Genomic DNA, 25,736 nt, shown 5'->3' on the forward strand with positions numbered 1-25,736 from the left:
TTTCAACATCAGCGCGATAATCGCGCCGCTACGTATATAGCAAAATTAGCGTTCGTCGCGGCGACCACCGACGGCGGCCCAGATACGGCGCACATGCACCGTCACTTCTTCGCGATCATGATAGAGCTGACGCGCCTGAATCTGCGCATTGATACCATGCTCTTTCAGGGTGGCATCGATCATTGCCAGATTTTGCGTCACCTCTTCGTAGCGCTTTTTCATCGGCAGCTTGAGGTTAAAGATCGCCTCGCGGCACCAACCATTGACCAGCCATTCGCTCATCAGGCTGGCAACGCGCACTGGTTTTTCCACCATGTCGCACACCAGCCAACTGATGTTGTTACGCGGTGGGCGGAAACGGAAACCATCTTCACGGCAATGTGTAACCTGCCCGGTATCCATCAGGCTCGGAGCCATCGGGCCATTATCAACCGCATACACCATCATGCTGCGTTTCACCAACTGATAAGTCCAGCCGCCGGGGCATGCCCCCAGGTCAACCGCCCACATCCCACTGCCCAAACGTTCATCCCATTCGTCAGCCGGGATAAAGACGTGAAACGCCTCTTCCAGTTTTAAAGTGGAACGGCTCGGCGCATCGGCCGGGAACTTCAGACGCGGAATGCCCATATAGAACGGCGAGCTATTCTGCGGCAATGAGTAGCCGACATAACAGGTGCCGGGCGCAATAAAGAACACATGCACCACTGGACGCTTCGGGCTTTCGTAGTTGAGCAGAATTTTATTTTCACGCAGGCTGGCACGCAGCGGCACGGTAAATTTGCGGCAGAACTTGGTCAGCTCTTTGGCTTCATTCGTGTCCGGCACTTCAACACGCAATTCACCGCCCTTCTCCACCACACCCGTCAGCATACCGACAATCGGTGAAATACGATCTTCTGGCGGCAAATCACGCAGCAACTCGCCCACCACCGCCATCTGGCGGGCAAAAATCAGTTCAGCAAACGGCAACTGGCTGATCAGTTTTTCTGCATCTTCCTGTTGGTAGCACTCAAATAACACATAACCGGCATCATCTTTTACGCGCGGGAAACCATAGATCTCACGCTCAGCCGCTTTCGCACTGATCTCTGCCGCACACTCTTTCTCAAAGCCGGGACGGCAATAGAGTAAAACTTTATTCATGGCGTTCTGCCTTTCGTTTCAGACGCAGTGCGCCAATCAACATCAAAAACCAGCCAATCAGGAAGCCAAAGCCACCGACTGGCGTTACAAATACCCAAAACTTCAGATGCGACAGCGCCAGGCAATAGAGGCTGCCGCTGAACAACACGGTGCCCAAGGCTAACGCCGCGCTGCTCCAGTAAAACCAGATATTGGCACGGCGCAACATCGCCGATGCAAGACCGATAATCGCCAGCGTATGATAGGCCTGATATTCAAGGCCGGTATGAATCCACGCCATCTCAGCTGGGCCAAGGGATTTACTCAACACATGGGCACCAAAAGCACCAAAAGCCACCAGCGTGAAACCGCTAATGGCTGCAAAAATAAACATCGCACGACTGGACATCAAACAATCCTCAGAGTGAATACGCACGTCACTGTGCAACAATCAACGTGTTAGTGATCGTAACGAAAACGAAATTTCTCTTGTTCGGTTGCGGCTTTGGCCAGGATCCACTGTCGAAAGGCGGCTATTTTACCCAGTTCTGCCTGACTGTCATGACAAACCAGATAAAAAGCATTTTTACTGACCAATACGTCATTAAAAGGACAGACCAGACGACCCGCTTCAATTTCGCTCTGCGCCATCACATTATTCGCCAGCGCCACGCCCTGACCGTGAATCGCCGCCTGCAACACCATCGCGCTGTGACTGAAAATCGGTCCCTGCTGCACGTTAATGTGCTGCAAGCCTAGCTGGCGGATATAGGATTGCCAGTCACGGCGTGAGGCATCGTGCAGCAGTGTGAAGTGCGCCAGATCAGCTGGTGACTTCAGAGGATGGTCCCCGGTCAGCAATAACGGTGAGCAAACCGGCAACAGATATTCCGCGTAGAGTTTCTCCACGCGTAACCCCGGCCAGTTGCCACGACCATAGAAAATCGCCACATCCACATCATCCGCCAGTTTCTCTTCATCGCGGTCAACGGCCTGGATGCGAACATCAATACCCGGATAAGCTGTATTAAAGCTGGAAAGACGTGGCACCAGCCACTGAATGGCAAAGCTCGGCAGCAGGCTAACCGTCAGCGCCCCTTTGGCGCTACGTGCCTGTAGTTTACGCGTCGCATCGTTCAGCGCGGAGAAAATTTCCTTGATATCCAGATAGTAGCTTTGCCCTTCTTCCGTCAGCAAAAGCGAACGATTCCTCCGGCGAAATAGCTTAAGACCGAGAAAATCTTCCAGAGATTTAATCTGATGGCTGACAGCTGCCTGGGTAACAAACAGCTCCTCAGCAGCTTTGGTAAAGCTTAAATGGCGTGCCGCAGCATCAAAGACGCGTAAAGCATTCAGCGGGGGAAGGCGTTTTGACATGGTTTTCCGTATCCGGATCAACAGAGTAATACTGCAACTTATAACAAGTCATACGGTATTAGTTTTTTTAATCCGAGACATTATAAATTGTCCGTTGAGGAAGCTCCAGCAAATACCTATAGTTGCCGCACTTCCTAAGCCGGAACGAAAAGATTTCTGGAAATGTGCGTTAGTTCGCAGACTTTTGGAGAGCTTTTGGCTTGTGGTCGTGATGTTGTGTTTGCATTTTGATCTGACGATTGCAGATCAAGCTTTTAATTCCTGTAGATTTACCCTGTCTGTCCAAAGTGATTTACATAGCACCGCAAATTGCGGTGCTTTTTTTTTATCTGTCGATTACTGCCCCATCTCAACCATCTCTTTGACATCTGAGCGGTTAATCTGCTGCTGGTTGCCATTGGCATCTTTATAGCTGATCATACCGGTATCATCGTCTACTTTAGGTTTGCCAGAAGCAACAATGGTGCGGCCATCATTGGTATGCATCACGTAGTTGCTGGAACAGGCAGCCAGGGTAAAGGCCATGGTACACACGGCCAGCACTGCGGCGAGTTTTTTCATTTTCTATCTCCTTGCAGATTGATTGCATCAAACCACCCGCGAGACGCTGACCAGAGGCAGCTGAAAAAGTGAAATCGACTGGTAAAGGTCGATTTCTAATGCGGGTTTTGGTTTAAACCTTGCAATAATTAGCATAACGCGCTTTCTCAGCTTTGCCAGGTTACAGACCGACTTTCAGTCTGGTCCTAAAAACTCATCACAACAGGCCGGATATGACCATTTTTACGCCCACCGCTTTTCGCCAGCAATTCCCCGCGCTGGCTGATGCTGGTGTCTATCTCGACAGCGCCGCCACCGCCCTGAAACCGCTGGCGGTGATTGAGGCCACGCAACAATTCTATTCACTGAGCGCCGGGACGGTGCATCGCAGCCAGTTTGCCGCCGCGCGTGCCTTGACAGAACAATATGAACAGGCACGCGGCCTGGTCGCACGCTGGCTGAATGCTGCCGATGACCGACAAATTATCTGGACGCGTGGGACCACTGAAGCCATCAACCTGGTGGCAAACAGCTGGCTGGCTCCGCGTCTGCAACCTGGCGATGAAATTGTGGTGAGTGAGGCGGAGCACCACGCCAATCTGGTGCCCTGGTTGATGGTGGCGCAAGCAAAAGGCGCAAAAGTGGTGAAATGGCCGCTGGGGGCAAATCGCCTGCCCGATATTCAGCAGTTACCTCACTTACTGAACTCACGTACCCGTCTGCTGGCTATCGGTCAGATGTCGAATGTCACCGGTGGTTGCCCGGACCTGGCGCAGGCGATTCAGCTGGCACATGCCGTGGGTGCCAAAGTGATGGTCGATGGCGCACAGGGTGTGGTGCATTGCGCGCCGGATGTGCAGGCTGAAGATATCGATTTTTATGCGTTCTCCGGCCATAAGTTGTACGGGCCGATGGGTATTGGCGTGCTGTATGGCAAGGCGGAATTACTCGAAGCCATGTCCCCCTGGCAAGGTGGCGGCAAAATGTTGACGCAGGTGGATTTCAGCGGTTTCACCCCACAACCGGTGCCGTGGCGTTTTGAGGCGGGTACACCGAATGTGGCAGGGGTGATTGGCTTAAGCGCTGCGCTGCGGTGGCTCAGCCAGCACAACGCGGAAAAGATGGAGATGTGGAGCCAGCAACTGGCAAGCCTCGCCGAAGAACAGCTGAGCGCCCTGCCCGGTTTCCGCAGTTTCCGCTGCGGCAGCAGCAGCCTGCTGGCGTTCGATATCGCGGGTATCCATCATAGCGATATCGTCACACTGCTGGCAGAACATGGCATCGCGTTGCGCGCCGGTCAACATTGCGCCCAGCCCCTGATGGCGGCACTGGGTGTCAGCGGCACGCTGCGTGTCTCGTTCGCCCCCTATAATAACTTGCAGGACGTGGACGCGCTGGTGCGCGCCATGCATAGCGCCGTGGATTTACTGAGTGAATAATACAATGAGCACAGCCCTTCTCGCCCCGCACCCGTTTGGTGATCTGATTACCGAGGCCAGCCTGACGGAGAAATTCAGCCATTTTCATCAGTGGGAAGACCGTTATCGCCAGTTGATTCAGTTGAGTCGTCAGTTGCCTGCTTTACCGGAGGATTTAAAATCCGCTGAAATCGAACTGACTGGCTGTGAGAATCGCGTCTGGCTGAGTAGCCAGCTACAAAGCAATGGCACCTTGCATTTCTATGGCGACAGTGAAGGTCGCATCGTGCGTGGCTTGCTGGCGGTGCTACTCACCGCGGTGGAAGGGAAAACGCCAGCCGCCCTGCTGCAACAGGACCCTCTGGCGCTGTTTGATACGCTTGGCCTGCGCGCTCAGCTCAGCGCCTCTCGCAGCAGCGGATTGCAGGCACTGGCCGACGCAGTGCAACGTGCCGCACGCCAGCATATTTAATGTTGCCGCGCTGCTCGCGCGAGGAATTTTTTCAACGCGTGTGAAACCGCGATAAAACCAAAGGTCGCGGTCACCATCGTCGCCGCGCCAAATCCGGCGGCGCAATCCATCCGCTTCGGACCTTCTGCGGTGCTGCGGGATGCACAGACGCTGCCGTCTGGTTGCGGATAGACCAGTGCCTCCGTCGAAAACACGCAATCGATGCCCAGCTTACCTTTGCTGTTCTTCTTCACACCAAAATCGTTTTTCAAACGCTCACGGAGTTTCGCCGCCAGCGGATCCTGAATGGTCTTCGCCAGATCGCTTACCTGGATCTGCGTCGGATCAATCTGTCCACCGGCACCACCGGTGGTGATCAACGGAATCTTGTTGCGCCGACACCAGGCAATCAGCGCCGCTTTGGGCCGTACGCTATCGATCGCATCGATCACATAATCGAAGCCGATCGGCAGCAGTTCTGCGGTGTTTTCCGGCGTGATGAAATCATCGATACAGATGACCTCACATTCCGGGTTAATCGCGCGGATACGCTCCGCCATCACCTCAGTTTTTGCCTGGCCCACTTTGCCCTGCAACGCATGAATCTGCCGGTTAGTATTGGTGATACAGACATCGTCCATATCAATCAGGGTGATTTTACCGATTCCGGTACGCGCCAGTGCCTCTGCCGCCCAGGAGCCCACACCGCCAATGCCAATCACGCAAAAATGGGCGTCGGCAAAACGCTGCAACGCATCCTGCCCATACAGACGCGCCGTGCCGCCAAAGCGTTGCCGCCAGGCGTCGCTAACCACTGTCATAACAAACCTTACTGATCGTGCGGGCGATAACGCCCGCAGAGGAAAATTTAATTGGAACCTAACAACAACGAACCATTATTGCCGCTTTGTGCGGTGCTGAACAGCGGTTGACCCGCTCCCGGTGCCGCTTTAAGCACCCAGACACGCCCATAATGGTTGTAGAAACCAGCCAAATGAGCGGCATCCGGGCCGACGCCCTGATAGATGTCAAAATGCTGGCCTTTAATCGCACCACCGACATCCAGCGCCACCATCAGACGCATTTCATACTTACCGTTAAACTTGCCCTTCTCGTTTAACTGCGGCACTTCCGCCAGCAGCGCCGTCCCGGCAGGGATCAGCGAACGGTCTGAGGCCACCGAAGCCTTGGCTATCAGCGGCACGGCGCTGGCACCACGTACCGGTACATACTCTTCCGGTTTGAAGAACACGAAAGATTGGTTGGTTTCCAGCAGTGCACGCACCTCTTCTGGTGAATGTGTCTGCGCCCACTGACGAATCGCCTGCATCGACATATCTTCGCGTTTCACTTCACCACGATCGATCAGCTCTTTACCAATGCTATGGTAAGCCCAGCCGTTTTTACCGCCGTAACCAAAGAAGCGCAGTGGTCGCCCATCACCGAAGTCGACATAGCCACTGCCCTGAACATCCATCATAAAGTTGTCGATCAGCGAGTTGCTGTAAGCAATAACATAACGGTCATCAAGGCCGCCGCTATAGATAGAAGCGCGGCTGGGTAATTTTTGCCCACTGCGGCGAGGCGGCATACGATAAATCGGGTACTGGAATTCGCCCTGACGGGTATAACGTGCTTCGACCACCGGGGTGTAGTAACCGGTGAACTGCACGTTGCCGTAGTTATCCGTCCCTTCCATCTGATAAGCGTTAAGGCCGAATTGACGCAACTGACGGGTATCACCGCCTGACATCAGCCAGTTTTCAATCGCGCTGTAGGTACCGGTGTTGCGGCCATACAACCCGGAGGACGCAGACTGAATCTGACGAACCTGATCGCCAAAGTCCCGGCCATTGACCGGACGCCCTTTCGCATTCGGCTGGTTCACCAGGCCCAGCGGCTGATCCAACTTGCCATCTATATATTGCTGGCCACGATCCGTAGGTTTGGAGCTACAACCCGCCAACAGCGCGAGAAATGCGCCAGTAAGTGCATACTTCACACGATTTGCTTTCATGACCTTCTCTTTTTATCGATAGTTTGCATGGCGACGATAGCAAAGGGGCCGACAGAATGAAATCCGCCACCCAGTGCGACCTTGATATACGTACAATAAATAACCTATTGGAGGTTTTATTCACCAACTGGCTGTAAATTTTGTGCTTTCTGTCAAAAAGGGGTTGCATCGCGGCGCGTGCGGAGTATAGTGCGCATCCACGGACGCGGGGTGGAGCAGCCTGGTAGCTCGTCGGGCTCATAACCCGAAGGTCGTCGGTTCAAATCCGGCCCCCGCAACCAACTCTTCTTAGATGAAGAGAGACAATGTGAAAAGTCGCACAGCGACAGACGGACGCGGGGTGGAGCAGCCTGGTAGCTCGTCGGGCTCATAACCCGAAGGTCGTCGGTTCAAATCCGGCCCCCGCAACCAATACAAATAAGCACCTTAACGGGTGTTTTTTTGTTTTTATCGTCTGGAGAATCGCGGCATCCTTGCCACAACCATCAGCGATGCGCCAGCACCGCCCCCTTCTCGAAATACGCTTTGATGCCATGCAGAATGGCTTCCGCTACCTGATGCTGGTAACGCGCTGTACGTAGCTTCCTTTCTTCTTCCACATTACTGATAAACGCCGTCTCTACCAGAATCGACGGGATATCCGGCGCTTTTAACACCGCAAAACCGGCCTGATCCACCGTACGTTTATGCAGATGGTTGATGTGCCCCATGCGCGACAACACCTCTTTGCCAAACTTCAGGCTGTCATGAATGGTCTGACGCTGCACCATATCGAACATGGTGTGGTCGAGATAACGGTCGCCGCTCATGCTGACGCCACCAATCAAGTCTGATTCATTCTGGGTTTGTGCCAGAAAGCGTGCCGCAGCAGAGGTTGCGCCGCTGGTGGAAAGCGCAAACACCGACGAACCGCGCGCCGCGCGGCTGGTAAAGGCATCGGCGTGAATTGACACAAACAAATCCGCACGCTGCTTGCGCGCTTTTGCCACCCGGACACGCAACGGGATAAATACATCTTCGTTGCGCGTCATATAGGCTTTCATATTGGGTTGTTTGTCGATCAGCGCCTTCAGATAACGCCCCATCTTCAACACAATATCTTTTTCACGCGTTTTATATTTGCCATGCGCGCCCGGATCTTCCCCGCCATGACCTGGATCGATCATGATGATAATCGGGCGGTCCCGTCCGGCTTTACCCGGTAACGGAGCCTGCGCAGGTTGATCGCGATCCAGATCGCCCTGATTGTAATCCTGGAGTAACGCCAGTAAGGGATCCTCTTCCGGCTGACGCTGGCTGGGATAAAGATCGACCACCAACCGATGCTTAATCCCCGCGACCGGATCGAGGGTGAAGCTGCGTGGTGCCACGCTGCGCTTCAGTTCCAGTACAATACGCACCGTATTGGGATCGAACTGCCCCACGCGAGCTGTTTTGATATAGGGATCATCAACGCGCACCAGTTTATCGACGCCTTTCAGCACCGGATTGATATGCAGATTGTTGATGTCGATAACCAGACGGTCGGGATGACTCAGCGTGAATTGTTTGTATTGCAGGGGAACATTGGATTCCAGCGTAACGCGCGAGTACGTCGACGAAGGCCAGATGCGCACGGCCATAATATGCTGGCTGGCCGCCAGCCCGCTGCGCGTCACGCTCAGCAACCATAGCGCGCCCGCTCCCTGCAATAATCGTCGGCGTGAAAAAAAAGGATTTACGTCAAACATGCCTCTCCAGCTACTGCGTAATGTCTAAAATATCGCCAGTTGAGTAAAAGAAGATGAAAACTTTAGCCAGTCCCTGGTGCCTTCCCACTCAGGAAAAGCCAGATAATGCAGGCTGTTAGCGCAGGTTGCATCAGAAAATTCGTAAAGTAACGTCAGGCTGGCCGCTTGCATTACGGCGCAATAAAGCATAAAAATACAAAAATTTCGAATAACCATTCACAGAGGGTTTGCCGTGAAGGAACGTAGTACTGAACTGGTTCAGGGTTTTCGCCATACCGTTCCCTATATAAATGCCCACCGTGGCAAGACCTTTGTCATCATGCTGGGTGGCGAGGCCATCGAGCATGATAACTTCTCCAGCATCGTTAACGACATCGGTCTGTTGCATAGCCTTGGCATCCGCCTGGTGGTGGTTTACGGCGCCCGTCCGCAGATTGATGCCAGCATGGCACAGCATCAACTGGAGCCGACTTATCATAAACATACGCGTGTTACCGATGCGCAATCACTGGAGCTGGTGAAACAGGCGGCAGGTCGTTTACAGCTGGATATCACCGCGCGTCTGTCGATGAGCCTGAACAACACCCCTTTGCAGGGCGCGCATATTAACGTGGTCAGCGGCAACTTCATCATCGCCCAACCTCTTGGCGTCGATGATGGTGTGGATTACTGCCACAGTGGACGCATTCGTCGTATCGACGAAGAGGCAATCCATCGTCAGCTGGATAACGGGGCGATTGTGCTGCTTGGTCCGGTTGCTGTTTCCGTTACCGGTGAGAGTTTTAACCTGACTTCAGAAGAAGTCGCTACCCAACTGGCGATCAAACTGAAAGCGGAAAAAATGATCGGCTTCTGTTCTGAACAGGGCGTGACCAACCGCGATGGCAATATCATTTCCGAACTGTTCCCGAACGACGCCCAGGCGCGTATTGATGAAATGGAAAACGAAGGTGATTTCCTTTCTGGCACGGTGCGTTTTCTGCGTGGCGCAGTCAAAGCCTGCCGCAGCGGCGTGCGTCGCAGCCATTTAATCAGCTATCAGGAAGATGGCGCGCTGTTGCAGGAGTTGTTCTCGCGTGACGGTATCGGCACACAGATTGTCATGGAGTCTGCCGAACAGATTCGTCGTGCCACCATCAATGATATTGGTGGCATTCTGGAGCTGATTCGCCCGCTGGAACAACAAGGGATTCTGGTACGTCGTTCACGCGAGCAACTGGAAATGGAGATCGACAAGTTCACCATCATCGAACGCGATAACCTGACCATTGCCTGCGCGGCACTCTACCCGTTCCCGGACGAACAAATTGGCGAGATGGCCTGTGTGGCCGTTCATCCGGATTATCGTAGCTCGTCACGCGGCGAAGCACTGCTGCAACGTGTGGCATTGCAGGCACGGCAGATGGGTCTGAAAAAGCTGTTCGTGCTCACCACCCGCAGCATTCATTGGTTCCAGGAACGCGGTTTCACACCGGTGGACATTGAATCGCTGCCGGAGAGCAAGAAAAAGATGTACAACTATCAGCGCCGTTCTAAAGTGTTGATGGCAGATTTGCGCTAACTGTTCCGCCTGCCGTAGCGGCGCGATTCATCGCGCGATTTCGTGCGCGATGCCAATAAAAACCCGCGCGATAAATCCCGCCGCTACGAAACCAATCTCTCCAGCAATCCACTTCTGCGCTGCGTGCGCAGTTGTACCGCACGGCGGAATACCCCTTCATCGCTGAACAACGTCAATTGATGGCGTGCACGGGTAATGGCGGTATAAATCAGTTCACGGGTCAGCACCGGCAGAAACTGCGCCGGCATGACCAGCGCGGTATGCTCAAACTCCGATCCCTGGGATTTATGCACCGTCATCACCCAAGCCGTATCATGCGTCGGTAAGCGGCTGGGCTGAACGGCTTTGATGGTGCCATCCGGTAACGGGAAGAAGACTTTCAGCAGTCCCTCCTCGTCCAGTAAGGTAATGCCAATGTCGCCATTGAACAGCCCCAATGCGCTGTCGTTGCGCGTCACCATCACCGGTCGCCCCTGATACCAGCGACTGCCTCCAGCCGGACGACGCAGCAGTTGCAACTGAATCAGTTTCTGTTCAATACGCTGATTAAGCCCCTGAACACCAAAAGGCCCTTCACGTAACGCACACAACAGCTGATAACGGCCAAAAGCATAAATAATCGTGGCAGGGTCGGCTCGTTCGGCAACCAGGTTCAGGTAGGGTCGATATCCCTCTGCGACCTGTGTCAGCATCGTCTGATACGCCTCAGTATCGCTCAACGGCTGGCGAGAGATATCGCTGAAGCCCGCACCAAACACCCGTTCGACCGTAACCACATCCCCCTGATTAACGGCGGCTGCTAACTGGCCGATACCGGATTGTGCGTCGAAGCGGTAACTTTTGCGTAGCAGGCAAATGGCATCACGTACCTGTGGAGCCTGGGGATCTTCCCTGCCCGTCAGATGACATCCGGTCAGTTGACTCAGCAGTGCTGCACGTACCGGACTATAACCCGCCTCCGCACACCGACAGATATCCCCCAACACCGCCCCGGCCTCTACCGATGCAAGCTGATCGCGATCGCCGAGGAAGATGACGCGAGCCTGTGGCGGCAACGCGGCAATCAGGTTCGCCATCATGCCAAGGTCAACCATTGAGGCCTCATCCACGACCAGCACGTCCAGATGCAGAGGATTACCGGCATGATAGCGCAGGCGTTGTGTCTCCGGCTGCGCCCCCAATAAACGATGTAACGTGGTGGCTTCTGCCGGGAAGCAGAGGCGTTCTTCCTCGCTGACGTCAAGTTGCCGTAACGCCTTACCGAGCGATTCCGTCAGGCGTGCCGCCGCTTTGCCGGTCGGTGCGGCCAGTTGAATGCGCAGTGGGTCCTTACTCAGCCGGATTAACGCCGCCAACAATTTTGCCACCGTGGTGGTTTTCCCGGTGCCTGGCCCACCAGAAATCACCGCGGTTTTCTGCGTTAACGCCACCGCAGCGGCAATTTTCTGCCAGTCTTCTGCCTGGGTACCAAACAACACATCCAGCACCGGGCGCACCACTTCTGGCGCGAATTGCTGTGGTGCGGCATCCACACGGAAAAAGCGTGCGACCTGACCTTCGTTCTGCCATAAGCGATGCAGGTAGAGCCGCTGTTGCGTCAGTACCATCGGGGTAGCCTGTGAGCCATCACTCAGCGCGGGCCAATCGTGAAACGCCGCTTGCCAGTCTTGCGGGGCACCCGCAGCCTGCCACATCGCCTGGGCCAGCTCAGGATGTCGGCCATTAAATAATTGCTCCGCCGTCAATTGTGTCAAAGGCAGACAAACGTGCCCCTCACCGGCCTCCGCGCTCAGACAGGCCGCCGCCAGCAAACGTGCCGGTTGAGTGTCATCTGCCAACAGGCAGGCAAACTGGATATCGAGCGGGCGCAACAAACGCAACGCCATCGCCTGAGTCAGCAGCGCAGTCATGCTACTCATGATGTCGCTCCTTCGCCGCGAAACAGGTTATCCAGTTGGGTAATGAATGCGTGGGAGGGGCGGGTATGGAACACCCCATTGGCAGGCGAGCTGCCATCCATGCCGCGCAAAAACAGATAGAATACGCCACCGAAATGCTGTTCATAGTCGTAATCCACCAGGCGATGCTCCAGATAACGGTGTAGTGCCAGGCTGTAGAGTTGGTACTGCAAATCGTAACGGTGGTCGATCATCGCCTGGGCCATCGCCTGCGGCGTGTACGCGGCATGACTGTCACCCAACCAGTTAGATTTGTAATCCAGCAAATAATATTTCCCCTGCCAGCGAAACACTAAATCGATAAAGCCTTTCAGCATGCCCTGCACCTGACGAAAATCGAGAGCTGGCGCCTGGCGGGATAATTCGTCATGGCTTTTGACCAACTTATCCATTTTTTCGGCCAGCAACATGCCCTCAATCGGCAGATAAAACGCCATCTCTACCAGGCGATCTTTTGTCTGCACTCCTGCCAGCTGAATACCCTGCTCATCAAGCGGTGTACTGACGACCCTGGCAATCCATGCGCTCAACATCGGCTGCCAGTGCAGCGGATAACCATTCTGTTGCAGATGCTGCTCCAGCGCCGCATCCGTTGGCGGTTGAGTGAAATCCAGCGACTCAAACAATTCATGCAGAAAGGTGCCGGGGGCGGCACCACGCGGAAAATGGTGGGGCGTCAACGCTGATGGTTGAGGTTCACCCGACTCATCGCCAGATGCTTCCACATCAAACCCAGGCATGACCTCCAGCAAACGACTGCTGCCATGCTGCTGCAAGCCTGAATAGCTGGTAACGCGCCAGGGTTCGGCCAGCACACGCGTGACCTCCCGTGCGCTTAATGTCTCTTCACTGACGGTCTGCGCTTGCCAGCGCGTGGCATCAGACTCCCCGGCCAGCACCACTTCGGTACCGTCAGCGTTCATCTCCGCCAGCAACGCCGCCAACTGCTCCGCTGTTGCCGCCTCACCGCGCTGCAGCAGATAACCCAACGCGCTTTTATGCAGATCGCTGGCTCCCTCTTTCTTTCGCGTGCCACGGAACAGGGGGGCCACGCCAACGCTACAGTGATACACCGAACGCGTAAGCGCCACATATAACAGGCGCAAATCCTCCGCCAGACGCTCCTGTTCTGCCAGCTCAAGGCTGGCCTCACCATTTTGCAGATCAAGCACCGCCCCGAAGTTTTCCCGGTCGTGATACAACGCGCTATCGGCCTCGCGATAACCGGCGGCAAATGGCAGCCAAACAAGGGGATACTGCAACCCTTTCGATTTGTGGATGGTGACGATCTGCACCAGATGGCGATCGCTTTCCAGACGCAATTGCTGACTGGCCGCCTGACTGTCCGGGCGGGCAATCTGCTGCGCCAGATGACGCACCAGGGCATGAGGACTGTCGAGCTGGCTGGCCGCCTCCTGCAACAGCTCGCCAAGATGCAGCAAGTCAGTCAGACGACGCTCACCGTTTTCGGAAGCCAGCAGGTTTTCCGCCAGTTGACGCTCCAGCATCATCTCCCGCAGCATGGGCAATACACCACGTTGCTGCCACACCAACTGCCAGCGGGCAAAAGTATCCACCAGTTGATCCCATCCGCGCGCATCCTGGTCAAGCGCATCCAGTTGCGCCGCATCAAAGGCAAACAATGAGGTTGCCAGGGCGGTACGCAGCATACGCTCCTGTTCCGGTGCCAAAACCGCCTGTAGCAGCCACAGCAGTTCACGCGCTTCCGGCGTGGTATACACGCTATCGCGGTTCGACAGGTATACCGACGGGATCGCCAGCTGATTCAATGCCTCACGAATAAGATTGGCTTCGTTGCGGCTACGGACCAGCACGGTGATGTCGGATGCCTGCACCGGTCGCAAAGCCGGGGCTTTTCCTAACAACGCACGTTGCTGCTGACCAGCCTGCAACCAGCGGCTGATATCCGCCGCACACTGCTGCGCCATCAACTGTTGATAATCCCCCACGCTGCATCCTTCGCCGGGTTGTAACCAAAAACGCAATGCCGCCTGTGGTTGTTGGTCAAGACTCAGGGTCAACGTCTGGTTCGGTACGGCAAAGTTCACTGGCAGAAAAGGAATATCGGCAAACAGAAACGGGGCTTTGAGCCTGGAGAATAGCTGGTTGACGCTTGTCACCATTGATGGTGAGGAGCGCCAGTTGGTATCGAGCGTATAGTGAGCGCTCACATCATTACGGGCGCGGATATAGGTAAAAATATCAGCCCCACGGAAGGCATAAATTGCCTGCTTGGGATCGCCGATCAACAGCAAAGCATGCTCTGGTTGATTAACATACAGCGTGCTGAAAATACGGTATTGCAGCGGATCGGTATCCTGAAATTCATCAATCAGCGCCACCGGGAAACGCTGGCGGATGACCTGTGCCAACTGTGCCCCGCCGGGTTGTTGCAGCGCTTCATCCAGACGACTCAACAGGTCATCAAAGCCAAGTAACGCACGCAGACGTTTCTCTTTACGCACCGCCTCACGAACTTCGCTCAGCGCCCGGGCAATCACCAAATCACGCAGAGAAATCGGCTGCGCCAGGAACTGGTCAATCGCGACAAACAATGCGTGACGCGGGGCCTCCCCTTTTTTGGTTTTCTCGTCCAGCACCTGCTGACCAAAACGGGCCAGTTCCGGGGGCACCTGATAGTCCAGCGTCTCGCTGTGCGCCCAGAGCGACACTTTGTTAACCCATACCGGCAGATTTTTACTGCTGTAGCTGCGCTTATCGACCCCGGAATCGCTAATCAGGCTAACAATGTCTTCGCCCACCGCAACCCAGCGCGCTTTAATATCTGCAATACGTGCCAGATTCTGCGCATGTCGCGTAGCCAAAGTTTCATCAGCCGCCGGGGGAGATTGCAGGCCAGGCGTTTCTCCCTGTAACCAGGGACGCAGGGTTGCCAGCAACTGCTCCGGGCCACTCCACTCCGCCACGATGGCTCGCGCCACGTCCAGCGTCAGCGGATAACAGTGACGTCGCCAGAAATCGGCAGAGGCCTGCTTCAGCAGCTGTTGCTCATCTTCAATCAACTGCTGCTCAAACAACATGCCGGATTCAAAGGCATTAAGGTTGAGCATACGTTGACAGAAGCCGTGGATAGTAAAGATTGCCGCTTCGTCCATCTGCCGTTCCGCTGCCAGCAGCAGGGACGCAGCATCCGCTGGTTGCGGCATCTCCGTCAGCAGTTGAGCCAACATCGGGTTGTTGCTGTGACCACGAATACAAGCCAGCCGCAGTTCGTGGATATTTGCGCGAATGCGCCCACGCAATTCTGCGGTCGCGGCTTCCGTGAAAGTCACCACCAGAATCTCTTCCACCGAGAGTGGGCGGGTATAGGCTCGTTCGCCTCCCAACCCTAACAACAACCGCAGGTAAAGCAGACCGATGGTGAAGGTTTTCCCCGTGCCTGCGGATGCCTCAATTAACCGTTCGCCACGCAACGGCAGCGTTAACGGATTGAGCGATTCTGGCTGCAAACTCATTGGGCGTCACTCTTAACCGGCAGCGACTGTTGCAACTGCGAAAGCTCCTGCCAGGTGGTCCAGCCGGGCAACTGAGCATAATCGTCTTTCACCGTGCCATCGTGGCTGCCGCCGATTTGCGAAATCATTGCCATGCCTTGCTGAGCCAGCACCGCCTGATGGAAGAAATCCGCCAGTCCGACGGGGGTCAGTTGCTGAATCTGAGCAATCACTTTTTCACGCGTATCAAAGGCAAAATTCTGCCGGTTGAAATCACGATTGTAGCGATTTGCTTCCTCATCGAGCGTTTGCGGGCGTTGTTGCAGATCGTTGATCATCGCCTGTTGATACTGGGCAAACTCTTCCGGTTTCATACTGCGCAAACGCTGCTCCGCCTGTGGATAGAACGCCTGGAAACGTTGCAGCAGGAAAGCGGGTTGTTTGCTGTTGCTTTGCAACAGGAAGCCGATACCCCACTGTCGGCCTACCGGCATCTGGAAAGCAAACACCGCATAACCCAATTGCTCTACGGTGCGCAGTTGGTTGTAGAACCAGGGCTGCACGATTTGGCTCAGCATTGAGCTGTTTGCCATGCTTTGATATTCGCTGTAACCCAGCGGGACATAGAGCGCCGCCAGTGCCGAATCGGTGCTGCTGCCCGCTTTTTGCAGATTGGCTTTAATCGGTTTCTCAATCGACACATAGTCGCTATGCCAGTAACGATGGCCATCGCTTTGCAACTGCTGTTTCAGGTCCTCCCCCAACTGTTTAACCCGGTCAGCAGGAAGATTCCCGACCACGATCATTTCTGGCGTGGCGTGGTGGATCAGTGCATCACGGTAGTCCGTTACCTGCTTCAGGGTGATCTCTTTCACCAGCTTACGGCGCACCTCGCGTTGGGTATAAGGCAACTGCGACAGCATCTGCATTGGCTGAATCGCCAGCTCAAAGGCTTTGCCTTTGTCGGCGGATTCCAGCTGATCAAGGTACCAGGATTTCGCCTGTTCCAGTTGCTGCTCAGTCGGCGTGAAGGTGGCATAGCCTTCAACCAGCTTTTTCAGCAACTCAGGCAAACGCTGAGTGAAGCCACTGGCATTGAACTCTAGCCCATCGTTTTCTCCGGTGGAGAAACTGATACCGCCAACCGAGGCCTGAGAGTTCAGCTGATCCAGCGCGAGGCTGGAGAGATAGTCATTGAGGCCAAACAACACTTGTTGCTGAGCATCACTGATCGCCGCTTTGTTACGCAGCGCCAGGGTGATGGCGGCTTTAGGTTCACTGGCGTAGAACTGGCTTGGCATCCAGAAAATACGCATGCTGTCGCCTGTAGTCAGCGCCACCGGATGGGTATAGGTTTTGCCATCAGACGGCATAATCGAGAAATCTGACGGGATATAAGGGTTAAGCGTCGGCATTGACAGTTGGATGGCAGCCGCGCGCTGTTGCCAGTCACTGAACTGGGCATCGCTGATTTTATCCACCTGATAGGGCGCATTCACAAAGTAGGCTTCTTTGTTGTGCGGCTCCTGCGGGCTGATATACCAGATGCGCGCATTCTGCGGTGTCATCTCCGCCAGACGCGCTTTGATGGCGGCAGGATCATAATCATCCGCCAGGTATGGGGCATCCAGCGCATGCTCAATTGGCACGCGCAGCATGGTATCAACCAGCCATTCGATGTAATCCATATCGCGGGTGATGGAGGGATAACGGAAATCCAGCGCCAGCACATGGGAAACTTCATCGAAATAGGCTTTGTCGATGCCTTTATTCCGCAGCATATCGAGGTAACTGAAGATCGCCGCGACCACTTCATCACGCTGCGCCAGACCTTTATCAGTCAGGGACACGGTAATGGCAAACACGCCGCTGGTGCGTTCGGTCATCGGATCGGCTCCGGCGTTAACACCGTCCGCCAGCCCCTGGCGTTGTAGCCAGTCATTCAGGGTGTTTTTGCTGCGATTACCGAGTAAATAGCTGATCAATGTATCCGTTTTGCTACGGAAACGGTCACTATTATTGGCAATACGGAATTCAATTTTCAGCTGTTTGCGCGGCTGAGCAGGCACATAATGAATAATGATGCCTTTCTGTGCATCAGTCACCACCGGCACACTGATATCCGGCACTTTAGCCTGATGATTGGTCACGCGGCCAAACGTTTTCGCGGCAATATCCGCCATTTCCGGCAACGGTTTGTTGCTGTAAATCACCGCTTTCATCAGGTTAGCCGAGTAGTGGCTGTGATAGAAATCGAGCAATGCCTGATGCAGTTTGCTATCAGGTTTATCCTTCAGCGTATCGAGGTTGCCGCCCGAAAAACGCGCACCGGGATGTTCCGGGTTGAGAGTTTCCGCGCCCACCTGCGCCATGCGCAAACCATCGCGCGATCGCGCCATCGTCAATTCCGCATTAACCGCATGACGCTCACGATCGGCATTGACCGGATCCAGCAACGGCTCAGCAATAGCATCGGCCAGACGATCCACCGCCGGTTGCAGTGCATCATTTTCCACTTCCAGATAGAACGCCGTTCGATAAGACGCGGTGCTGGCATTGTGGCTGCCGCCATGTTTTTTCAGGAATTCTGCGAGGTTATCCGGCTGCGGATACAGCTTCGACCCCATCAGCACCATGTGTTCCAGATAGTGCGCCAGCCCCAGCTGTTGATTGGGATCATCGAGGGATCCTATCGGTAAGGTCAGTGCTGCCAGCGACTTCGGTGCGGCGGGATCGGAGACTAACAATACGGTCATACCGTTTGTCAGCGTAATGGCCTGGTAGGCGCGTGGATCATGATCGCTCTTACGAATGGTTTCATTGACTGGCTGCCAGCCACGTTGCTCATCAGCCACAGCAACCAATGCCGTGACGCTCAGCAGCAGCGCCGCTATCCAGCGTGCGTAAATCCGCATTTAAACCCCTTACGTTACCCTTTACCGCTGGCTGTGCACCCGGCGGTCAAAAAATGACTTTTTTATTGTGGTGGGGACGACATCCTGTCACACCGTCACCCGATTGCTATTCATCATCCTGATGCGCCAGACGTACTGGCAAATACCAGCGTCGTGCCGCCTCAGTGATTGCCTGTAATGCCGTGTCATCAAGCACACGGCTCAGACGCTGGAGGTAAGGATCACTGCCCTCACCTTCCAGTTGGAAACTACCCTGCCAGGCCTGTAACAGCCGACTGCGCGCTTTTTTCTGCGTCGCCTCGTCATCCAGTAACTGGCGGGTTTTGGCATCAAAACTCGCTTCCAGCCAGGCTCCGCCGGATTTATTCAACAGCATCAGTGGCTGTGCTAATCCTGCCTGATACCCAGCCACATACTCCTGCAACAAACTCAGCGCCTGGTCACAAGGAAGTGCGTTAAAACGCCAGTGGCTCTGTTTACGCCCATACATCCGGCTTTCGCCACTGCCTCCCAGCGCGCAATACACCAGATGTTCCAGCCACAACAGTAAACCATCATTCATATTGAGTACGCCGGGACGCCAGCGCAGCAGTCCATCAGCTTGCACCTGCGTAAGCCAGCCGGTCAACTGCACATCACCAAGCCGTAGATTCACTTCCCAGCTTTCCGATATTTGACGTTGTCCACTGACCTCAGCGGCCACTTCCTGCATCTCTTCGGTCTGGCTTTGCCAGAAAAGTTCCCCAAAAGCGCCATATGGCAGGTTACCCGCCGCGCGATGACGGGCATATAACTGCGCAGGATCCTCTCCGGCAACCAGGGTATTCAGCAACTGCGCGTTGATCTGATAACGTTCGAGGCTGTCAGGAGCAAAAGGTTCGCTATCAGGCAACTCGCTCTCTTCCATCCAGAAAGCCACCCCCAGCCGTTGCTGAAACCAGGCACGTACCGGATGACGCCAGAAACGCAAAAGTTGCTCCAGCGACAATGTGGTGAGTGGCAGCGCATCCAATGGCTGGACAAAATCAGGCTGCGCCTCACCCTGCCCTGCGGCGGCAGGTAACCACTCAGCGGCAAAACTTTGCCCATTACGCCCCGGCAAATAGTTTTCAGGGGCAAATGGCATACGGCTGTGCAGCGTCTGCAAATGTTCGCGCACGCGCTGCTCGCTGACATCCGGTTCACAGGCTTCATCCCCCGGCAGACAGAAGCTCTGACCGAGATAGTCAACCAACTCCGTGACCAATACCGAGGGATAGCGCTCGGTATTATCCTGAATGGCACGGCCGATGTAGCTGATATACAGCTGCTGCTGCGCGGAAATTAACGCTTCAAGGAACAGATAGCGGTCATCATCACGGCGGCTACGATCGCCTTTGCGCATCTGCTGTTGCATCAGATCAAAGCCAAGCGGTGCCAGAGTGCGGGGGTAAACACCATCATTCATCCCTAACAAACACACCACCTTAAACGGGATCGAACGCATCGGCATCAGCGTACAGAAATTAACCGGGCCTGCAAGGAAACGTTGACTGATGCGTTGCTGATCGAGCCGTGAACGTAACTCATCGCGCAGTAACGTCACAGGAATCGCTTGTTGATAAGAGGCCTGCATGCCCTGCTCAATGATCTGTTTCCACTGGGTTTCCACCAGCATTAGCGCCGCTTCGCTTTCACTATCACCGCTGAAGAAACTCTCGATCATTTCACGGCATAGCGGCAACCAGTCATTAAGGGTGCGCTCCTGCGTCAGTCGCGTACGCCAGTCATCGAGTTTTGCCAGCAACTCCGCCAGATGCCCCGCCAGTTCGGCAATTAATCCGGTGGATTCGTCATAAGGCAGGATGCCTTGCCAGTCGCCGTTGCGACTTTCCAGCGCATAGCCCAGTAGCATACGCTGCAAACCAAAACGCCAGGTGTGCTGCCCGGTGACCGGGAGTGCCAGTGCTTCCACGCTGGCATCATCCAGCCCCCAACGAATCCCGGATTCCATCACCCAACGGCGCAGCAGGCGTAATCCGCTTTCATCCACCGAGAAGCGCTGCGCCAGTGCCGGAACCTCCAACAGCGCCAGCACTTCTTCCGAAGCGAAGCGACTCTCCGGCAGTGCGAGTAAACTCAGCAACGCCAGGATCGCCGGATGTGCCTGGCTGGCACGGCGGTCAGAGATGGCGAACGGCAAATAACGCGATGATGGTGCGCTGGCGAACACCGCCTGGATAAAGGGAGCGTAGCTGTCGATATCTGCCACCATCACGATGATATCGCGCGGCTTCAGGTTTGGATCGGCTTCCATCAGCGCCAATAAATGGTCCTGCAAAATTTCCACTTCACGCTGGGCGCTATGGCACACCTGAATGGTCAGCGAATGATCCTGCGGATCCAGCAAACGCTTTCCCTGGCTGTTTGCCAGTTCCCCGGCGTTGACACCAATTACCGCATTATCTTCCAGGTCAAGTAAATCCGCCTGCAACGCATGCAGCAAAGTATCTGTGGGCATGTCGACAAAAGCATCAATATCGTTTGTAGCCGCGTCCATCTGACTGAGCAGGAAAAGATTATCGCGCCCTAACTTGCCCCACGATGCGAGGAGCGGATTCGTTAATTGTTGTTCACCCGCGTCATTAAACAGCGACGAGGCCAACGCAGGATCGCGAAACAGCGATTGCTGTTCATTGGAATGAAGTCGGCGGCGCTGACGGCTCTGGAGCTTAGCCAGAAATGCGTAATCCTGAATATCCCCCCAGTAATGACGACAGGGATTGGTGAACAGCAGATGAATATCGATGTGGCGCCCCAGAGCCTCCAGCGCCTGCAAATAAACCGGCGGCAGTGCCGAAATCCCGCAAATAAATACGCGCTGCGGCAAGCCTGGCGGCGGGCTGTCTGCCTGCTCCAGTGTCCGGATAAAGCGTGCATATAAATTGGCACGGTGCCAGAGCGGCTGACCAAGGCTTTCGGTGAAGCTGACCAGGTCGCGCCATAATGCTGCCTGCCACTGTTGCGAATCACCCAACCCTTCAATCAGCTCGCCGCGCTCCCAGCTATTGAGCCAGTCCGATCGGTAGACCAGATACTGGTCAAACAGGTCTGCAACGCGAGCACTGAGCTGATACAGCTTACGCTTATCATCGTCGTCGTTCAGGTAGTGACGCAGCGGCAGAAATGCTTCCTGCTCCAACAGGGCGGGCAGGCGATGCATCAGTTTCCAGCTCATGCTGGCTTTCGTGAAGGCGCTTTCCTGCGGAATATCTGGCAGCACCTGCACAAACATGTTCCAGATAAAGCTGGCGGGGAGCGGAAAATCAATGTTGGCCGCAATACCAAAGCTGCTCGCCAGTTCCATTTGTAGCCATTGCGCCATACCGGGGCTTTGTACCAGAACCTGTTCAGCCGCCAGCGGGTCTGTAAGGGGTTCTGATTTAATCAACGTGACCGCCAGATCTTTTAACAGGTCAAGCTGATTGGAGTGGTAAACCCGGAACATGAAGACTCCTGATAAATTAAAAACGACGCAGCCCGGTCACTCTACCCTTTATCGTTGGGGATGCCTACCGCAAGGACATAATCAGGGAGATGAGCAATCCAACCTTGCCAGTGACGCTGTGCGCTGCTGTGGACCACGGACGGTTGCTCGTTCCAGTACACAGCCTCCCGGCTGAAGTTGCTGCTGACGCTGAATCTGCCAGCCGGATACATCGTGCCCAAGCAACGCCTGCCCCGCCACCCGCCATGCCTGACGTTGTTGCCATTGTTGGCTAAAGCTCAACGTTAATGCCCGATGATAATGCAGCAACGCGCTGATGCTCATCGCCAGCAACAGCATCGCGACCAGCGTTTCCGCCAGACTAAATCCCTGTTGCTGCCTGGCATAATGCGGCGTCGGCCAGCGGGCAGTAGTCAATCCAGCCCTGCGCCCGTGGTTTGAGCTGGTTCCCCTGAATTGACACCCAATGCCACAGTGCCAGCTCCCGTTCCGTTCCATGTCCCTGCAATAAACCATTGTCACCCTCCATCCGTAGCAGACAACTGCGCCACTTTTCGGCTGCCCAATCCTGACATTGCCAGCCCTGGCTGTGCGGCCAGTGTTGCACTGTCCCCCATTGCAATGCGCCCGCTGCCTGCCAGAAATCCTGATGATAGTGTTGTTCATCCGCAACCAGCACCATGTCCTGTGTCAGCCGGGTACGTGTAGCCTGTAAGGTCAGGCCCCCCATTAGCAACACCATCAGCACCATTCCCAGCGTACTGTTTCCCGCCTGATTCACAGGTTCTCCCCCGTGACCCAGCTCTCCTGCGTAAGTGATTGTTCAGCCACCTTGCCCGTCAGCTGCACCATCAGGCGCCTTGCCTCCCGCTCAACTCTGAACTGTTCCACCGCAAGAAACTCAGGGTCGGTCAAACGTTCCCAGCCATTGCCATTGCAGTCATCCACGCCACGCTGCATTTCAAGCTGACCACTGCGTAATCGGTAACCATAAAAATCACTGTCGCTATGGCCAACGCCTTCCCAGCGGCCATTGCTGTTTTCATCCCAGCGCAACAAGACACAACTGCCGTTTTCCCGGATGGTTAGTGGCGGGCCACTGCATTCCCCATTGCAATAACCCGCTCGCCGCAACGCTTTTTGTAGCGTTTGCGTGATTTGCTGTAGTTCCTGTTGCAGTTGTACACGCTGTTGTAAACGCAGGTTTTCTGCCAGCAACAGCGGTAAAAAACGCCCGGCACTTACCATCAACACCGCCCCCACCGCCATTGCCATCAACATTTCCAACAAGCTAAAACCGGCCTGGTTTATTCGCATCCCTTCTCTCCCGGCTGGCAGGCGCGAATACGTGCTCGCGCTGAAATGATCACCCGCCAGCGGCCGTCGCTGCTTTCAACATCAATACTGCCAGCCCGCGCTACATCGCGGCGGCCATAGAATCCTGGCTCACCGATGATGTTGACCAGCTTCACACCGGCATGTGGTGGGACAAATATCCAACGGGATGTTGACTGACAACCGTCCAACGGGCGCGGACCGCTGCCGATACAGCCCGGATTCCCTGGTTGCAGCCACAGGCTGGCCTCGGCATTTTGCCAACTGGCCCAGGCACGCAGCCGTAATAAAAAACCCTGGAGTTGCAGCACGCTTTCCCGGAGTTGTTGCTGCTGTTGCCAGCGTTGCCATCCCTGCATTGCGCCCAGACTCAGCACGCCCGCAATCACCATCACCACCAACAGTTCCGGCAAGGTAAAGCCGTTTTCATCGTTTCTGTTCATGGTCGTCAGAATGCGTGACTGGCGTGTTTCGCTCAAGGCGAGAAAATGTACTCTGGAAAAGAGTACGCAGGAAATACCAGATGAATACAGTGGGTTACAGAATTTTGCGAGGGCGATCTGAAAAGGCACGCGCGGCGCGATAAATCGCGCCGCGACGGGGCACACTACGCGGTATTAGATCGCGACCGGCGCTTTGATGGCCGGATGGGGATCGTAACCTTCAATCTCGAAATCTTCGAACTGATAGTCAAAGATAGAGGCAGGTTTACGTTTGATGATCAGCTTCGGCAGAGGGCGCGGTTCACGAGTCAGTTGCAGGCGCGCCTGCTCCAGGTGGTTGCTGTACAAATGGGTATCGCCACCGGTCCAGACAAAATCACCCACTTCCAGGTCACACTGCTGCGCCACCATATGCACCAGCAACGCGTAGCTGGCGATGTTGAATGGCAGACCAAGGAAGATATCGCACGAACGCTGATAAAGCTGGCAAGAGAGTTTGCCGTTCGCTACGTAGAACTGGAAAAATGCGTGGCAAGGTGCCAGCGCCATCTGGTCCAGTTCACCGACGTTCCACGCCGAAACAATGATTCGGCGCGAATCCGGGTCGCGCTTCAACTGCTCAATCACCCGGCTAATCTGGTCGATTTGTTCGCCATTGGCGCTGCCCCAGCTGCGCCACTGCTTACCATACACCGGGCCAAGATCGCCGTTCTCATCCGCCCACTCATCCCAGATGGTGACCTTGTTATCCTTCAGATAACCAATGTTGGTATCACCTTGCAGAAACCACAGCAGCTCATGAATGATCGAGCGCAGATGACACTTCTTAGTGGTGACCAGCGGGAAACCATCCTGCAAATTGAAACGCATCTGGTGGCCAAAAATGGAAAGCGTGCCGGTACCGGTACGGTCGGCCTTTTCTGCGCCTTCATTCAGCACATGTTGCATCAAATCCAGATACTGTTTCATTTTACCTCGCGGGGTTGTTGCTGCGGGCGACGACGATACGCCCAAACCATCATAATCACACCGGCCAGAATCATCGGAGTAGAGAGAATCTGCCCCATGCTGATACCACCGTCGAACAGACCCAACTGGGCATCCGGCTGGCGGAAGAATTCAACGATAATACGGAACGCACCGTAACCAATCAGGAACAGGCCGGAGACGCTACCCATCGGGCGCGGCTTGCGAATAAACAGATTGAGGATGATAAACAGCACCACACCTTCCAGCATCAATTCATACAGCTGCGACGGATGACGCGGCAACACGCCGTAGGTGTTCAGCAATGACTGATACTGCGGGTTAGTGGCAGCCAATGCCACATCCTCGCTGCGCGAACCGGGGAACAGCATGGCGAATTTAAAATCAGGTGCCACACGGCCCCACAGCTCACCGTTGATAAAGTTACCGAGACGGCCCGCACCCAGACCAAACGGGATCAGCGGCGCAATAAAATCAGAAACCTGGAAGAAGGTACGTTTGGTACGACGGGCAAACACCAGCATCACCACGATCACACCAATCAAGCCACCGTGGAATGACATGCCGCCATCCCAGACTTTAAACAGATAGAGCGGATTCTCAAGGAACAACGGCAGGTTATAGAATAGCACATAACCAATTCGCCCGCCGAGGAAAACGCCAAGGAAACCGGCGTACAGCAGGTTCTCCACTTCCTCTTTCTTCCAGCCGCTACCTGGCTTGTTAGCGCGACGCACCGCCAGCCACATAGCGAACACAAAACCCACCAGATACATCAAACCGTACCAGTGGAGCGAAATCGGACCGATGGAGAAAATCACCGGGTCAAATTGGGGAAAAGCGATATAGCCGTTAGTCATCTTTCACCATGAAATTTTCTGCCCTGAAAACGGGTGTGGCCAAGGGCAATACAATC

20 protein-coding genes and 2 tRNA genes are annotated in these 25,736 nt (G+C 54.9%); 5 read left to right on the forward strand and 17 right to left on the reverse strand.

Annotated features, from left to right (window positions below; genetic code table 11):
• Nucleotides 1–45: 45 nt before the first annotated feature.
• The 4 genes from rlmM to AC6I8N_RS15960 all read right to left on the reverse strand — a co-directional run bounded on the left by rlmM (nucleotide 46) and on the right by AC6I8N_RS15960 (nucleotide 3,063).
• A complete protein-coding gene (rlmM, locus tag AC6I8N_RS15945) occupies nucleotides 46–1,146 on the reverse strand; it encodes a 23S rRNA (cytidine(2498)-2'-O)-methyltransferase RlmM (protein WP_497829449.1) in 1,101 nt (366 codons plus the stop codon).
• Entirely contained in the window at nucleotides 1,139–1,534 is a 396-nt protein-coding gene (locus AC6I8N_RS15950) for a DUF423 domain-containing protein (RefSeq protein WP_021184555.1), read from the reverse strand. Before AC6I8N_RS15950 ends, rlmM begins: the two co-directional genes overlap by 8 nt.
• A gap of 50 nt (nucleotides 1,535–1,584) precedes the next feature.
• Nucleotides 1,585–2,502 carry a transcriptional regulator GcvA gene (locus AC6I8N_RS15955; protein ID WP_013510265.1) on the reverse strand — a complete coding sequence of 306 codons (918 nt, stop codon included), beginning with the start codon at nucleotides 2,500–2,502 and terminating at the stop codon, nucleotides 1,585–1,587.
• Between the two features lie 336 nt (nucleotides 2,503–2,838).
• The gene (locus tag AC6I8N_RS15960) at nucleotides 2,839–3,063 is read right to left on the reverse strand and encodes a YgdI/YgdR family lipoprotein (RefSeq protein ID WP_013510266.1); all 225 of its coding nucleotides are present in this window, start codon (nucleotides 3,061–3,063) and stop codon (nucleotides 2,839–2,841) included.
• A gap of 212 nt (nucleotides 3,064–3,275) precedes the next feature.
• Here AC6I8N_RS15960 and csdA point away from each other — a divergent pair, with 212 nt between their 5' ends.
• Both csdA and csdE read left to right on the forward strand, forming a co-directional pair.
• On the forward strand, nucleotides 3,276–4,481 hold the full coding sequence (csdA, locus tag AC6I8N_RS15965; protein ID WP_208723717.1) for a cysteine desulfurase CsdA: 1,206 nt from the start codon (nucleotides 3,276–3,278) through the stop codon (nucleotides 4,479–4,481).
• A 4-nt stretch (nucleotides 4,482–4,485) separates the two neighbouring features.
• Nucleotides 4,486–4,932 (forward strand): cysteine desulfurase sulfur acceptor subunit CsdE, encoded by a 447-nt coding sequence (csdE, locus tag AC6I8N_RS15970; protein WP_415173277.1) that lies wholly within the window; start codon nucleotides 4,486–4,488, stop codon nucleotides 4,930–4,932.
• Here csdE and tcdA read toward each other — a convergent pair.
• Nucleotides 4,929–5,732, reverse strand: a complete 804-nt coding sequence (gene tcdA, locus AC6I8N_RS15975; RefSeq protein WP_497829450.1) for a tRNA cyclic N6-threonylcarbamoyladenosine(37) synthase TcdA — start codon at nucleotides 5,730–5,732, stop codon at nucleotides 4,929–4,931. The genes csdE and tcdA overlap by 4 nt on opposite strands.
• A 47-nt stretch (nucleotides 5,733–5,779) precedes the next feature.
• Nucleotides 5,780–6,928 carry a murein transglycosylase A gene (gene mltA / locus AC6I8N_RS15980; protein ID WP_021184559.1) on the reverse strand — a complete coding sequence of 383 codons (1,149 nt, stop codon included), beginning with the start codon at nucleotides 6,926–6,928 and terminating at the stop codon, nucleotides 5,780–5,782.
• Nucleotides 6,929–7,132: 204 nt separating this feature from the next.
• Between mltA and AC6I8N_RS15985 the strand changes: the two genes are divergently transcribed.
• Both AC6I8N_RS15985 and AC6I8N_RS15990 read left to right on the forward strand, forming a co-directional pair.
• Nucleotides 7,133–7,209, forward strand: a tRNA-Met gene (locus AC6I8N_RS15985).
• 53 nt (nucleotides 7,210–7,262) lie between these two features.
• Nucleotides 7,263–7,339 (forward strand) — tRNA-Met (locus tag AC6I8N_RS15990).
• A gap of 74 nt (nucleotides 7,340–7,413) precedes the next feature.
• Here the strand turns inward: AC6I8N_RS15990 and amiC are convergent.
• A complete protein-coding gene (gene amiC, locus AC6I8N_RS15995) occupies nucleotides 7,414–8,658 on the reverse strand; it encodes an N-acetylmuramoyl-L-alanine amidase AmiC (RefSeq protein WP_497829451.1) in 1,245 nt (414 codons plus the stop codon).
• 232 nt (nucleotides 8,659–8,890) lie between these two features.
• Here amiC and argA point away from each other — a divergent pair, with 232 nt between their 5' ends.
• Nucleotides 8,891–10,219: an amino-acid N-acetyltransferase gene (gene argA, locus AC6I8N_RS16000; protein WP_021184562.1), complete on the forward strand. Its 1,329-nt coding sequence runs from the start codon at nucleotides 8,891–8,893 to the stop codon at nucleotides 10,217–10,219.
• Between the two features lie 83 nt (nucleotides 10,220–10,302).
• On the opposite strand, the gene recD is transcribed toward argA, so the two are convergent.
• The 10 genes from recD to lgt all read right to left on the reverse strand — a co-directional run bounded on the left by recD (nucleotide 10,303) and on the right by lgt (nucleotide 25,680).
• Entirely contained in the window at nucleotides 10,303–12,138 is a 1,836-nt protein-coding gene (gene recD, locus AC6I8N_RS16005) for an exodeoxyribonuclease V subunit alpha (RefSeq protein ID WP_497829452.1), read from the reverse strand.
• Complete coding sequence (gene recB / locus AC6I8N_RS16010; protein WP_497829453.1) at nucleotides 12,135–15,674, reverse strand: exodeoxyribonuclease V subunit beta; 3,540 nt, start codon at nucleotides 15,672–15,674, stop codon at nucleotides 12,135–12,137. Before recB ends, recD begins: the two co-directional genes overlap by 4 nt.
• The gene (gene ptrA, locus AC6I8N_RS16015; RefSeq protein ID WP_497829454.1) at nucleotides 15,671–18,568 is read right to left on the reverse strand and encodes a pitrilysin; all 2,898 of its coding nucleotides are present in this window, start codon (nucleotides 18,566–18,568) and stop codon (nucleotides 15,671–15,673) included. Before ptrA ends, recB begins: the two co-directional genes overlap by 4 nt.
• A 106-nt stretch (nucleotides 18,569–18,674) precedes the next feature.
• The gene (gene recC / locus AC6I8N_RS16020; RefSeq protein WP_497829455.1) at nucleotides 18,675–22,055 is read right to left on the reverse strand and encodes an exodeoxyribonuclease V subunit gamma; all 3,381 of its coding nucleotides are present in this window, start codon (nucleotides 22,053–22,055) and stop codon (nucleotides 18,675–18,677) included.
• An 81-nt stretch (nucleotides 22,056–22,136) separates the two neighbouring features.
• Entirely contained in the window at nucleotides 22,137–22,472 is a 336-nt protein-coding gene (locus AC6I8N_RS16025) for a prepilin-type N-terminal cleavage/methylation domain-containing protein (protein ID WP_497829456.1), read from the reverse strand.
• On the reverse strand, nucleotides 22,417–22,836 hold the full coding sequence (locus AC6I8N_RS16030; protein ID WP_497829457.1) for a DUF2509 family protein: 420 nt from the start codon (nucleotides 22,834–22,836) through the stop codon (nucleotides 22,417–22,419). Before AC6I8N_RS16030 ends, AC6I8N_RS16025 begins: the two co-directional genes overlap by 56 nt.
• A complete protein-coding gene (locus AC6I8N_RS16035) occupies nucleotides 22,833–23,372 on the reverse strand; it encodes a prepilin peptidase-dependent protein (RefSeq protein WP_415175235.1) in 540 nt (179 codons plus the stop codon). The genes AC6I8N_RS16030 and AC6I8N_RS16035 overlap by 4 nt, the downstream gene beginning before the upstream one ends.
• Nucleotides 23,363–23,833, reverse strand: a complete 471-nt coding sequence (locus tag AC6I8N_RS16040; RefSeq protein WP_497829458.1) for a prepilin-type N-terminal cleavage/methylation domain-containing protein — start codon at nucleotides 23,831–23,833, stop codon at nucleotides 23,363–23,365. The genes AC6I8N_RS16035 and AC6I8N_RS16040 overlap by 10 nt, the downstream gene beginning before the upstream one ends.
• A 174-nt stretch (nucleotides 23,834–24,007) precedes the next feature.
• Nucleotides 24,008–24,802: a thymidylate synthase gene (thyA, locus tag AC6I8N_RS16045; RefSeq protein ID WP_208723707.1), complete on the reverse strand. Its 795-nt coding sequence runs from the start codon at nucleotides 24,800–24,802 to the stop codon at nucleotides 24,008–24,010.
• Complete coding sequence (gene lgt / locus AC6I8N_RS16050) at nucleotides 24,799–25,680, reverse strand: prolipoprotein diacylglyceryl transferase (protein ID WP_497829459.1); 882 nt, start codon at nucleotides 25,678–25,680, stop codon at nucleotides 24,799–24,801. The genes thyA and lgt overlap by 4 nt, the downstream gene beginning before the upstream one ends.
• Nucleotides 25,681–25,736 lie beyond the last annotated feature (56 nt).

The sequence above is a fragment of the Pantoea sp. X-Soil-TKNS-1279 genome, from assembly GCF_059730565.1.